General features: G+C 63.4%; 11 protein-coding genes. 9 read left to right on the forward strand and 2 right to left on the reverse strand.

Annotated elements, in window-relative coordinates:
• Positions 1 to 200 precede the first annotated feature (200 nt).
• Positions 201 to 2237, forward strand: coding sequence for an NADPH-dependent 2,4-dienoyl-CoA reductase (locus tag H621_RS0124125; protein ID WP_028945837.1), 2037 nt, complete (start codon positions 201 to 203; stop codon positions 2235 to 2237).
• A 72-nt stretch (positions 2238 to 2309) separates the two neighbouring features.
• Entirely contained in the window at positions 2310 to 3206 is an 897-nt protein-coding gene (locus H621_RS0124130) for a 1-aminocyclopropane-1-carboxylate deaminase/D-cysteine desulfhydrase (protein WP_028945838.1), read from the forward strand.
• On the opposite strand, the gene H621_RS0124135 is transcribed toward H621_RS0124130, so the two are convergent.
• Positions 3203 to 3751, reverse strand: coding sequence for a cytochrome b (locus H621_RS0124135; protein WP_028945839.1), 549 nt, complete (start codon positions 3749 to 3751; stop codon positions 3203 to 3205). The two genes, H621_RS0124130 and H621_RS0124135, sit on opposite strands and share 4 nt — an antisense overlap.
• Before the next feature lie 168 nt (positions 3752 to 3919).
• On the opposite strand from H621_RS0124135, the gene H621_RS0124140 reads away from it, so the two are divergent.
• Positions 3920 to 5200 carry an arsenic transporter gene (locus H621_RS0124140; RefSeq protein WP_028945840.1) on the forward strand — a complete coding sequence of 427 codons (1281 nt, stop codon included), beginning with the start codon at positions 3920 to 3922 and terminating at the stop codon, positions 5198 to 5200.
• 171 nt (positions 5201 to 5371) lie between these two features.
• Here the strand turns inward: H621_RS0124140 and H621_RS0124145 are convergent, their stop codons facing one another.
• A complete protein-coding gene (locus H621_RS0124145; protein ID WP_028945841.1) occupies positions 5372 to 6316 on the reverse strand; it encodes a DUF1853 family protein in 945 nt (314 codons plus the stop codon).
• A 136-nt stretch (positions 6317 to 6452) separates the two neighbouring features.
• Here H621_RS0124145 and H621_RS0124150 point away from each other — a divergent pair, with 136 nt between their 5' ends.
• The 6 genes from H621_RS0124150 to pepN are packed head-to-tail and all read left to right on the forward strand — an operon-like array spanning position 6453 to position 12954.
• A complete protein-coding gene (locus H621_RS0124150) occupies positions 6453 to 7343 on the forward strand; it encodes an NAD(+) kinase (RefSeq protein ID WP_028945842.1) in 891 nt (296 codons plus the stop codon).
• A complete protein-coding gene (locus H621_RS0124155) occupies positions 7343 to 8314 on the forward strand; it encodes a metallophosphoesterase (RefSeq protein ID WP_028945843.1) in 972 nt (323 codons plus the stop codon). The genes H621_RS0124150 and H621_RS0124155 overlap by 1 nt, the downstream gene beginning before the upstream one ends.
• Positions 8311 to 9183, forward strand: a complete 873-nt coding sequence (locus H621_RS0124160) for a rhomboid family intramembrane serine protease (RefSeq protein ID WP_028945844.1) — start codon at positions 8311 to 8313, stop codon at positions 9181 to 9183. The genes H621_RS0124155 and H621_RS0124160 overlap by 4 nt, the downstream gene beginning before the upstream one ends.
• Positions 9184 to 9196: 13 nt before the next feature.
• Positions 9197 to 9457: a YeaC family protein gene (locus H621_RS0124165; protein ID WP_028945845.1), complete on the forward strand. Its 261-nt coding sequence runs from the start codon at positions 9197 to 9199 to the stop codon at positions 9455 to 9457.
• Entirely contained in the window at positions 9454 to 10284 is an 831-nt protein-coding gene (locus tag H621_RS0124170; RefSeq protein WP_028945846.1) for a DUF2797 domain-containing protein, read from the forward strand. The genes H621_RS0124165 and H621_RS0124170 overlap by 4 nt, the downstream gene beginning before the upstream one ends.
• Positions 10285 to 10296: 12 nt before the next feature.
• Positions 10297 to 12954, forward strand: a complete 2658-nt coding sequence (pepN, locus tag H621_RS0124175) for an aminopeptidase N (RefSeq protein ID WP_028945847.1) — start codon at positions 10297 to 10299, stop codon at positions 12952 to 12954.
• Positions 12955 to 13000 lie beyond the last annotated feature (46 nt).

A 13000-nucleotide genomic window follows, 5' to 3' on the forward strand; every position in this document is an offset into this window, starting at 1 on the left:
CGCTTGACTGAGGGGCAGCGCGTCCTCCTGTCATTCAGGCAGGAGGGCAGGCTTCCTGTACTACAGGGTCATTAACCTGTCACTTTCGATCATTGAACCCCGCACGCAGGCTCTTTAATGTCGGTCACAGATAACTGACGGGCCCCGCCACACCGGTGAGGCGCCCGCATTCCGTGATTACGCCTGTTGTGGAGTTCACTATGGCCGCCGCTCGTTACCCGCACCTGCTTGCCCCGCTGGACCTGGGCTTTACCACTTTGCGCAACCGCAGCCTGATGGGCTCGATGCACACCGGTCTTGAAGAGAAGCCGGGCGGTTTCGAGCGTATGGCCGCGTATTTTGCCGAGCGTGCCCGTGGCGGCGTCGGTCTGATGGTTACTGGCGGCATCGGGCCGAACGTGGAGGGTGGGGTGTATTCCGGTGCCGCCAAGCTCAGTACCCCGGAAGAAGCCGACAAACACCGCATCGTCACCAAGGCCGTGCACGAGGCCGGTGGCAAGATCTGCATGCAAATCCTTCACGCTGGCCGCTATGCCTACAGCCCCAAATCGGTGGCGCCGAGTGCCATCCAGGCACCGATCAACCCATTCAAGCCGCGCGAGCTGGACGAAGAGGGCATCGAGAAGCAGATCCAGGATTTCGTCACCTGCTCGCTGCTGGCGCAAAGCGCCGAGTACGACGGCGTCGAGATCATGGGGTCGGAAGGCTACTTCATCAACCAGTTCCTCGCTGCCCACACCAACCACCGTACCGACCGTTGGGGCGGCAGCTACGAGAATCGCATGCGCCTGGCGGTGGAAATCGTCAGCCGTGTGCGTGAGGCGGTTGGCCCGAACTTCATCATCATCTTCCGCTTGTCGATGCTGGACCTGATCGAAGGTGGCAGTAACTGGGAAGAAGTCGTGCAACTGGCCCAGGCCATTGAAAAGGCCGGTGCAACCCTGATCAATACCGGTATTGGCTGGCACGAAGCGCGAATTCCAACCATCGCCACCAAAGTGCCACGCGCGGCATTCAGCAAGGTCACGGCCAAGCTGCGTGGCGCGGTGCAGATCCCGCTGATCACCACCAACCGGATCAACACCCCGGAAGTGGCCGAGCAGATCCTGGCCGAGGGCGATGCCGACATGGTGTCGATGGCTCGCCCGTTCCTCGCCGATCCCGAGTTCGTCAACAAGGCCGCCGCCGACCGGGGCGATGAGATCAACACCTGTATCGGCTGCAACCAGGCCTGCCTGGACCACACCTTTGGCGGCAAGTTGACCAGTTGCCTGGTCAACCCGCGTGCCTGCCACGAAACCGAGCTCAACTACCTGCCAGTCACTCAGCTCAAGCGCATTGCCGTGGTCGGTGCCGGCCCGGCGGGGCTGTCGGCTGCCACGGTGGCGGCAGAGCGCGGTCACCAGGTGACGCTGTTCGACTCGGCCAGCGAAATCGGTGGCCAGTTCAACGTGGCCAAGCGCGTGCCGGGCAAGGAAGAGTTCTTTGAGACCCTGCGCTACTTCAAACGCAAGCTGCAGACCACCGGGGTCGAGCTGTGCCTCAACACCCGTGTCGATGTCGAGCAATTGGCAGCTGGGGGTTACGACGAGATCATCCTGGCTACCGGTATCGCACCGCGCCTGCCCGCGATTCCTGGCATTGAGCACAGCAAGGTACTGAGCTACCTGGACGTGCTGCTCGAGCGCAAGCCGGTGGGGCAGAAGGTGGCGGTGATCGGTGCAGGCGGTATCGGTTTTGACGTCTCCGAGTACCTGGTGCATCAGGGCGTGGCCACCAGCCAGGACCGTGAGGCGTTCTGGAAGGAGTGGGGTATCGACACGGCACTCGAGGCCCGTGGCGGGGTTGCCGGGATCAAGGCCGAGCCCCATGCCCCGGCGCGCCAGGTGTTCCTGCTGCAGCGCAAGAAATCCAAGGTCGGCGACGGGCTGGGCAAGACCACCGGCTGGATTCACCGCACGGGCCTGAAGAACAAGCGGGTGCAGATGCTCAACAGCGTCGAGTACCTGAGCATTGACGACGCCGGCCTGCACATCCGCATCGGCGAGGGCGAGCCGCAGGTGCTGCCTGTGGATAACATCGTGATCTGTGCAGGGCAGGATCCGCTGCGCGAACTGCACGAGGGGCTGCAGGCGGCCGGGCAGTCGGTTCACCTGATCGGTGGCGCCGATGTGGCAGCCGAGCTGGATGCCAAGCGGGCGATCAACCAGGGCTCGCGCCTGGCGGCAGAGCTCTAAGCGTTGCGTGCGGCGGGGAGCCCACCCCGCCGCACTGGTAAACTGGCGCGTCCCTGCGCCAGTGAACTGTTCATGACCGGTTTTGATTCCCTCCCCCAAGCCCCCTTGCAACGCCTCGAACTCAGCTGGTTGCGCCCGTTCGGCATCGAGCTGGCGGTGCTGCGCCTGGACTTGATCGACCCGCTGATCAGTGGCAACAAATGGTTCAAGCTGCTTGAACACCTGCGCCTGGCCCAGGCCGCAGGCTCGCCGGGCGTCATCAGCTTGGGCGGCGCCTATTCCAATCACCTGCATGCCCTGGCTGCTGCCGGCAAACGCTTCGGCTTTGCCACGGCAGGACTGCTGCGCGGGCATGCCCAGGACACGCCCACGGTGCGCGACTTGCAGGCGTTCGGCATGCAGTTGCACTGGCTGGGCTACGCCGGCTACCGGGCTCGGCATCAAGCGGATTTCTGGCATCCCTGGCAGGCTCTGTATCCGAGTTGGCACTGTGTACCTGAAGGCGGTGGAGGCCCGTTGGGCGCCAAGGGCTGCGCCTTGATCGTCAAACAGGCCCGGGCACAGTTGCCAGCCTTGGGCTGGGCCGACTACGACGGCTGGTGGCTGGCAGCGGGTACGGGTACTACCTTGGCGGGGCTGGTGCAGGCTGAAGCCGGCGTACACCCGGTGTTCGGCGCGCTGGCGGTGCCGAAGGATCATGGTGTGAAGGTGGCGGTCGAGGCGCTGTCAGGGCGGCAGGGATATGTGTTGCACGATGCCAGTCGCGGTGGTTTTGCCAAGGTCGATGCGCAGTTGCAGGCGTTTATCGAAGCCTGCGAGGCCGAAGCTGGCCTGCCGCTGGAGCCGCTGTACACCGGCAAGGCATTGCTGGCGTTGTGCGAGCAGGTCGAGGCGGGCGTCTTTGCCCCGGGTACTCGCCTGATCTTCCTGCACAGCGGCGGCCTGCAGGGCCGCCGCGGCTTTGCCTAGTGGTGGCCCGGAAGCATGCGCACCAGGGTGTTGTCACGTTGCACATAGTGATGGAAGAGCCCGGCCACGGCGTGCAGGCCGATCAGCCAATAGCCCCAGGTGCCGATGCGCTCGTGCCAGCCCTTGATGAACTTGGCAAGGTCCGGGTCCGGTGTGATCAAGGCGGGAAGCTCCAGGCCGTAGAACGGAATCGGCTTGTCCGCCGCACTGAGAATCAACCAGCCGGCAATCGGCAGGCCGATCATCATCAGGTACAGGGCCAGGTGCATCAGGTGGGCCAGGCCGGTCTGCCAGGCGGGTGGAGCGGGAACGATGGGTGGAGTAGGGCGGCTCAAGCGCAGGGCCAGGCGTAGCCAGACCAGCACGAATACGGTCAGCCCCAGCATGAAGTGCAGCTCCTTCATCAGGTTGCGCCCGGCACTGTCCTTGGGAAACAGGCCGCGCAACTCGATCAGGGCGTAGACCGCCACCAGCAGCACCAGCATCAGCCAGTGCAAGGCAATTGACAGGCTGCCGTAGCGAGCCTGGGGGGGATTCAGGGTCATGGTCATTCCTCATTCTCAGGTCTGGGCTCGCGCTCTTGGTGGCGCATGGACATAACTGTAAACGCTTGCGTGCCGTTTACCGGGCTATTGCAACAAAATATGGCCACTTCGGTATTGATCTGTCGCTAGAATTCGCCGCGTCTTTTCCTCGAAAGCAAGGCTGTGTTCATGTTGATGGCGTCGTTGATCTTCCTTCTGACCATTACCCTGGTGATCTGGCAACCCAAAGGGCTGGGCGTAGGCTGGAGTGCCACCGGCGGTGCGCTGCTGGCACTGCTGTGTGGGGTGGTGCAGTGGAGCGACATCCCGGTGGTGTGGCAGATCATCTGGAATGCGACCGGCACCTTCATCGCCCTGATCATCATCAGCCTGTTGCTCGATGCTGCAGGCTTCTTCGCCTGGGCCGCGCTGCATGTGGCGCGTTGGGGCCGGGGCAGCGGGCGGCGCCTGTTCTGCTATATCGTCCTGCTGGGGGCGGTGGTATCGGCGCTGTTCGCCAATGACGGTGCGGCGCTGATCCTCACGCCCATTGTGGTGGCGATGCTGCTGGCCCTGCGCTTCAGCCCGGCGGCAACCCTGGCGTTCGTCATGGCGGCAGGTTTTATCGCCGATACGGCGAGCCTGCCGCTGGTGGTGTCGAACCTGGTCAATATCGTCTCGGCCGACTACTTTGGTATCGGTTTCAACCGCTATGCCGCCGTGATGCTGCCGGTGAACCTGGTCAGTGTGGCGGCCACCCTGGCAGTGCTGCTGTGGTACTTCCGCCGCGACATCCCGGCTGACTACGACCCCTTGCAACTGGACCGGCCGCGCAGTGTGGTACACGACCCGGCGACCTTTGTGGCCGGCTGGCTGGTGCTGGCGATCCTGTTGGTCGGCTGCTTTGCCCTGGAGCCGCTGGGGATTCCCATCAGCGCGATCGCGGGGCTGTGTGCGCTGGTGTTGCTGTTGGTGGCGGCGCGCGGTCACAAAATCTCCACACGTAAAGTGCTCAAGGAGGCGCCTTGGCACATCGTGGTGTTCTCCCTGGGGATGTACCTGGTGGTTTATGGTCTGCGCAATGCCGGGCTGACCGACAACCTGGCGGGGTGGCTCGACAGCTTCGCCACCGGCGGGGTGTGGGGCGCGGCCATGGGCACGGGGCTGTTGGCGGCACTGTTGTCGTCGGTGATGAACAACTTGCCGACCGTGTTGATCGGTGCGTTGTCGATTGATGCGAGTTCGGCCAGTGGGGTGGTCAAGGAGGCGATGATCTATGCCAATGTGATCGGTAGCGACCTGGGGCCGAAGATCACCCCCATCGGTAGCCTGGCAACCTTGCTGTGGCTGCATGTACTGGAGCGCAAGGGGGTGAAGATCGGCTGGGGGTATTACTTCAAGGTGGGGATTGTGCTGACGGTGCCGGTGCTGCTGGTGACCCTGGCAGCGTTGGCGCTGCGGTTGGGGTAGGGGCAACGGCCTTGCACCACGGCCGCTATGCGGTCGATCGCAGGCTATCGCCAGCGGCTACCCCGGTTCGGCTTGCTATCCGTAGCCGCTGCCGAGGAACGAGGCTGCGATCGATTGCGCAGCAGTCGCCCGATAGACGTAACTGTCTTGCGCAGCAATCTGCAGGTGCGATCACGCCGGGAAGTCCGGCCACGCATCGGCTACCAGGAACAGTCGCTCCGCCTCTTCCCAATCGCCATCTTCGCCCGCTACCCAGCGCACCAGCAGTTGCGCAGGCGCCAACGGATCCAGTAGCTGCAGCCACGCTTCAAACCGTTCCCGCGACCAGCGTTCCTGCTCGCTGCAGCGGGCCGATGCCAGCCAGGCATGGCGCGGGATGGGCTGCCAAAAGGCCTGTGGGTCCTGGGCGATGAATGCCGGCCAATCTCGTCGATGCAACCACCTTCCATGCAAATGCTGCGGATGGGCGCCTTCGGGAGCATCGGCATGCCCGGGCCAGGGGTAGAACAGGTAGCCCGCCAGCCAGAGCTGGGCGCTGAGCTGGGTGATATCCAGCGCCGCCAGCACTTCTCGACTTTCTTCCCGCGCCGAGATCGGCAGTTGATGTTCAGCCAGGTGCGCCAGTTTTCGGTCCAGACGGTCATGACAGCCCGGCCCCAACCAGTGCGCAGGATCCTTGCCATCGCCCCCCGGCGGCCCCAGGTACAGTTTGATGGCCAGCTCCAAGTGGTGAACCCCTTCGCTGTCGTGCAGGAGGATGTCCAGTTCGCCCAGCGTGTGCCCGCCAGTGCGGATCGGCAGGTTGGCCGCCAGCAGCGTCACCCCCGGCGCGTGTTGCAGGGCAAACTGCCATAGACGCTCGTAGTACAGCCCCAGGCGCCGTGTGGCGGCCTGGGCCAACCAGTGCTGCAGGGCATTGCTGTCGTGATCCAGATCCAGGAGCCATTGCCGCAGTTGTTCAGGATCGGCGACCCAATCGCTGGCCGCCAGTGGATGACGCTGGGGCCAGGGCGTCTCGTGCAGCATTGGCGGGGCAAGGATGACCCAGGCCAGGTCGCGCACCTGAGGGTGGCGCAACTGGTGGGGCAGGTCGATCAGGCCGGGAAAAGGGTTCATCCAGCGAGCATAGTCCTTCAGCCGCGCACCTTGACGATTTTCTCCTGCGTTTGCCGCTGCCCGGGGCTTTCGCCCATAATCGAACTCTTTGGCGAACTTCGCCTCTTTACCCGCCGTAGCGCCTAGCAGGAGCCCCATGGAGCAATTTCGCAATATCGGTATCATCGGCCGCCTCGGCAGCTCCCAGGTGCTCGATACCATTCGCCGACTGAAAAAATTCCTGCTGCAGCGGCATCTGCACGTGATCCTCGAGGACACCATCGCCGAAGTCCTGCCCGGCCACGGCCTGCAGACGTCCTCGCGCAAGTTGCTGGGTGAGGTCTGCGACCTGGTCATCGTGGTAGGCGGCGACGGCAGCCTGCTCGGCGCCGCCCGTGCCCTGGCCAAGCACAACACCCCGGTGCTGGGTATCAACCGCGGCAGCCTGGGCTTTCTCACCGATATCCGCCCTGACGAGCTGGAGGTAAAAGTCGCCGAGGTGCTCGACGGCCATTACCTGGTGGAAAACCGCTTTCTGCTCCAGGCCGAGGTTCGTCGTCACGCCGAAGCCATCGGCCAGGGCGATGCGCTCAACGATGTGGTGCTGCACCCGGGCAAATCGACGCGCATGATCGAGTTCGAGATCTACATCGACGGCCAGTTCGTCTGCAGCCAGAAGGCCGACGGCCTGATCGTCGCCACGCCGACCGGCTCGACCGCCTACGCGCTGTCGGCGGGCGGTCCGATCATGCACCCCAAGCTCGACGCCATCGTCATCGTGCCGATGTACCCGCATACCTTGTCTGGCCGGCCGATCGTGGTCGACGGCAACAGCGAGCTGAAGATCGTGGTGTCCAAGGACCTGCAGATCTACCCGCAGATTTCCTGTGACGGCCAGAACCACTTCACCTGCGCCCCGGGCGACACCATCACGGTGAACAAGAAACCGCAGAAACTGCGCCTGATTCACCCGCTGGATCACAATTACTACGAGGTATGCCGGACCAAACTCGGTTGGGGCAGCCGCCTGGGTGGTGGAGGCGAGTGATGCTCGATCCAGCCCGTAGTTACGACCTGATTGGTGATGTGCACGGCTGTGCACACACCCTCGAACGCCTGCTCGATGCCCTTGGCTACAAGCGCCAGGGCGGCGTCTGGCGCCATGCCCAGCGCCAGGCGCTGTTCCTCGGCGATATCATCGACCGGGGCCCGCGGATCCGCGAGGCGCTGCACATCGTCCATGACATGGTCGATGCTGGCCAGGCCTACTGCATCATGGGCAATCATGAGTACAACGCCCTGGGCTGGAACACCCCGGCCTTGCCTGAAAGTGGCAAACAGTTTGTTCGCGAGCACACCCCGCGCCACGGCCGCCTGATCTACGAAACCTTGACCCAGTTCGAGCAACATCCGGGCGACTGGCATGATTTTCTCGAATGGTTCTACGAACTGCCGCTGTTCATCGATGCCGGCCGGTTCCGCCTGGTCCACGCCTGTTGGGACCCACGGCTGATCGAGCCATTGCGCCAGCAGTATGCCGATGGCCGCATCGATGAACACTTCATCCAGGCATCCGGGGTGTCGGACAGCTTTGCCTCGATGGTCTGCAATCGCTTGCTGCGCGGCACCGACATGCGCCTGCCGGATGGTTTGACCCTGACCGGCGGCGACGGCCTGACACGGGCCTTCTTCCGCACCAAGTTCTGGGAAGAAGACCCGCAGACCTACGGCGACATTGTCTTCCAGCCCGACGCATTGCCGGAAAAGGTCGCCAGCACGCCCTTGAGCCACAGCCAGAAGAACGCCTTGCTGCGCTACGGCGAGGACGAGCCGATGCTGTTCGTCGGGCACTACTGGCGTAGCGGCAAGCCGGCACCGATCCGCTCCAACCTGGCCTGCCTGGACTACAGCGCGGTGTTGTACGGCAAGCTGGTCGCGTATCGACTCGACGATGAAACCCGAATAGACCCGCGCAAGTTCGTGTGGGTCGATGTGGACCGGCCGGAGGCCAGCCAATGAGTGCAGTGGTGGTATTGCGCATGCCCTTGAACACCGACCTGAGCGGTTTTGTCGGCCTGCTGCGGCGCCTGCAGGTACCGCACCGGGTCAGCGAGGAGGGCGGTGACCAGGTGTTGTGGGTGGCGGAAAACCTGGCCGAGGATGTACGCGAACTGTACCAGCGCTTTCCCGAGGGCAACGCGGACTTCGAGCCGCCGGCCGGCGCCATGCTCGCGCCACCGGCCCGCCCGGGCTTTGGCGAGCAACTGCGAGCGAGCAAGGCCACCGCCGCGGTGTTGCTGTTGTGCCTGATCGTCGCCGGCCTCACGGGGCTTGGCGACAATTTCGCCACCCTGAGCTGGCTGACCTTTCTCGATTTTCGCGTGCAGGGCGAGTACCTGTACTTCACGCCGCTGCCGGCAAGCCTTGCCGACGGCCAGTGGTGGCGGCTATTCACACCGATGCTGGTGCACTTCGGCATCCTTCACCTAGCCATGAATGCCTTGTGGTACTGGGAGCTGGGGCGGCGAATCGAGCTGCGCCAGGGACCCTGGTCGCTGCTGAGCCTGACCCTGCTGTTCAGCCTGGTATCCAATGCCGCGCAGTACCTGTTCGGTGGGCCGAGCCTGTTTGGCGGCCTTTCCGGGGTGCTCTACGGATTGCTCGGGCATGTCTGGCTGTACCAGTGGTTGGCACCCAACCCGGTATACCGCATGCCGCGTGGGGTGCTGGTGATGATGCTGGCCTGGCTGCTCTTGTGCCTGTCCGGGCTGGTCAGCCTGCTCGGCTTTGGCCAGATTGCCAACGCCGCCCACGTCGGTGGGTTGTTGGTCGGTTGCCTGAGCGGGCTCTTGGGCGGGGCGCTGGCCCGGCGTAAACTGACGGCTTGATTTGGGAGACGCTATGTCCACTTTTGCGCAAATGATCGAAAACATCACGCCGGAAATCTACGAAAGCCTGAAACTGGCCGTGGAACTGGGTAAATGGGCGGACGGGCGCAAGCTCACCACCGAACAGAAAGAGCTCTCGCTGCAGGCAGTGATCGCCTGGGAAATCCAGAACCTGCCCGAAGAACAGCGCACCGGCTACATGGGCCCGCAGGAATGCGCATCGAAGTCGGCACCCGTGCCGAACATCCTGTTCAAGTCGGATGCGATCCATTGATCGAACTTGGCCGCGGCTCCATCAGTAAAATGTCGGCGCGTCTCGACGCGCCTGTGGTGCAGTACGCTTTTCGTCTGGGCGAGCAGGAAGTGCCGGTCAATCCCCTGATCGGCAAGACCCTGCGCCTGGAATACCTCGGGGCCATCCATTGCACCCACTGCGGTCGCAAGACCAAGACCAGCTTCAGCCAGGGTTATTGCTACCCGTGCATGACCAAGCTGGCGCAGTGCGATGTCTGCATCATGGCACCGGAAAAATGCCACTACGACCAGGGCACCTGCCGCGAACCCGGCTGGGGCGAGCAGTTCTGCATGACCGATCATGTGGTCTACCTGGCAAACTCCTCGGGCATCAAGGTCGGCATCACCCGTGCCAGCCAGCTGCCTACCCGCTGGCTCGACCAGGGTGCCAGTCAGGCCCTGCCGATCGTGCGCGTTGCTACCCGCCAGCAGTCGGGACTGGTCGAAGACCTGTTTCGGAGCCAGGTGGCCGACCGCACCAACTGGCGAGCCTTGCTCAAAGGCGATGCCGAGGCGGTCGACCTGCTGGCGGTGCGCGCGCAACTGTTCGCCAGCTGCGCCGAAGGTCTCAGTGCCCTGCAGGGGCGTTTCGGCCTGCAGGCCATCCAGCCGCTCAACGACGGCGAAGTGCTGGAAATCCGCTACCCGGTCGAGGCCTATCCGAGCAAGATCGTCAGCTTCAACCTGGACAAGAATCCCGTGGCTGAAGGCACGCTGCTGGGCATCAAGGGCCAGTACCTGATCTTCGACACCGGCGTGATCAACATCCGCAAGTACACGGCGTACCAGCTCGCCGTGCATCAGTAAAAGGACCGCCACATGCGTACCGAACAGCCGCAAGTGATCTACCTCAAGGACTATCAGGCGCCCGAGTACCTGATCGACGAGACGCACCTGACCTTTGAACTGTTCGAGGACCACAGCCTGGTCCACGCGCAGCTGGTCATGCGCCGCAACCCCGCCCGCGGTACCGGCTTGCCGCCGTTGGTACTGGATGGCCAGCAACTGGAACTGTTGAGTGTGGCCCTGGATGACCAGGCCTTGAGCGCTGGCGACTACCAGCTCGATGACAGCCACCTGACGGTGCAGCCAAAGGCTGCGACCTTCACCCTCGACACCAGCGTGAAGATCCACCCCGAGAGCAACACTGCACTGGAAGGTCTGTACAAGTCCGGCAGCATGTTCTGCACCCAGTGCGAGGCCGAGGGCTTTCGCAAGATCACCTACTACCTCGACCGCCCGGATGTGATGAGCACGTTCACCACCACGGTGATCGCCGAACAGCATCGCTACCCGGTACTGCTGTCCAACGGCAACCCGGTCGGCAGCGGTCCGCAGGACGATGGCCGGCATTGGGCGACCTGGGAAGACCCGTTCATGAAACCGGCCTACCTGTTCGCGCTGGTGGCCGGTGACCTGTGGTGCGTCGAAGACAAGTTCACCCGCCAGTCGGGTCGCGACGTGACCCTGCGCATCTATGTCGAGCCGGAAAACATCGACAAGTGCCAGCACGCCATGACCAGCCTGAAAAAGTCCATGCGCTGGGACGAAGAAGTCTATGGCCGCGAATACGACCTCGACATCTTCATGATCGTGGCGGTCAACGACTTCAATATGGGCGCCATGGAAAACAAGGGCCTGAACATCTTCAACTCCAGTTGCGTTCTGGCCCGTGCCGAAACCGCCACCGACGCTGCCCACCAGCGGGTCGAGGCTGTGGTTGCCCACGAGTATTTCCACAACTGGTCGGGCAACCGCGTGACCTGCCGCGACTGGTTCCAGCTTTCGCTCAAGGAAGGCTTCACGGTGTTCCGTGACTCGGAGTTCAGCGCCGACATGAACTCGCGCACGGTCAAGCGCATCGAAGACGTTGCCTACCTGCGTACCCACCAGTTTGCCGAGGATGCCGGTCCGATGGCTCACGCGGTACGCCCGGACAGCTTCATCGAGATTTCCAACTTCTACACCTTGACCGTCTACGAGAAAGGTTCGGAAGTGGTACGCATGGTCCGCACGCTGCTGGGCGCCGAAGGTTTCCGCAAAGGCAGCGACCTGTATTTCGAGCGTCATGACGGCCAGGCCGTGACCTGCGACGACTTCATCAAGGCCATGGAAGATGCCAACGGCGTCGACCTGACCCAGTTCAAGCGCTGGTACAGCCAGGCGGGTACGCCGCGCCTCGCGGTAAGCGAGGCGTACGACAGCGCGGCCCAGACCTACAGCCTGACTTTCCGCCAGAGCTGCCCGGCCACCCCGGACAAGGTCGAGAAAAAGCCGTTTGTGATTCCGGTCGAACTGGGCCTGCTCGACGCCCAGGGCAACGACATCGCCCTGCGCCTGCAAGGCGAAGCGACGGCGGCGGGTACCTCGCGCGTGCTGCAGGTGACCGAGGCCGAGCAGACCTTCACCTTCGTCGATGTTGCGGCCAAGCCGCTGCCGTCACTGCTGCGTGGCTTCAGCGCGCCGGTCAAACTCAGCTTCCCGTATGATCGCGACCAGTTGATGTTCCTGATGCAACACGACAGTGATGGCTTCAATCGTTGGGAAGCCGGGCAACAATTGTCGGTACAGGTGCTCCAGGAGCTGATCGTCCAGCACCAGCAGGGTAGCGCCCTGGTGCTCGACCAGCGCCTGGTCACCGCGTTGGGTGCAGTGCTGGCCAATGAGCAGCTCGATCAGGCCATGGTTGCCGAGATGCTCTCGCTGCCGAGCGAAGCCTATCTCACCGAAATCAGCGAAGTGGCCGATGTCGATGCCATCCACGCCGCCCGCGAGTTCGCCCGCAAGCAGATCGCCGACCAGTTGTTCGATGCCCTCGATGCTCGCTACCAGGCCAACCGCGGCATATCGCGAGGCACCGAGTACGTGGCCGAAGCCGAGCATTTTGCCCGCCGCAGCCTGCAGAACATCGCCTTGTCGTACCTGATGCTCAGCGGCAAGGCCGAGGTGCTGACCGCGACGCTGGAGCAGTTCGACGCCTGTGACAACATGACCGAGCGTCTGACCGCGCTGGCCGTGCTGGTCAACTCGCCGTTCGAAGCCGAACGGGCCAAGGCGCTGGACGTCTTTGCCGAGAACTTCAAGGACAATCCGCTGGTCATGGACCAGTGGTTCAGCGTGCAGGCCGCCAGCACCCTCCCGGGTGGTCTGGTACGGGTCAAGGCGCTGATGCAGCATCCAGCGTTCACGATGAAGAATCCGAACAAGGTCCGTGCCCTGGTCGGCGCCTTTGCCGGCCAGAACCTGGTCAACTTCCATGCGGCAGACGGCTCTGGCTATCGCTTCCTGGCGGACCTGGTGATCGAGCTCAATGCCCTCAACCCGCAGATCGCCTCGCGCCAGCTGGCGCCGCTGACTCGCTGGCGCAAGTACGACAGTGCTCGCCAGGCCCTGATGAAGGGCGAGCTGGAGCGCATTCTGGCGTCCGGTTCGCTGTCCAGCGATGTCTATGAAGTTGTAAGCAAAAGCCTGGCCTGATGCACTCATCGCGGGGCAATCCCGCTCCTGCAAGCCCTGTAGGAGC

Source organism: Pseudomonas vranovensis DSM 16006 (genome assembly GCF_000425805.1).
Lineage (GTDB): Bacteria > Pseudomonadota > Gammaproteobacteria > Pseudomonadales > Pseudomonadaceae > Aquipseudomonas > Aquipseudomonas vranovensis.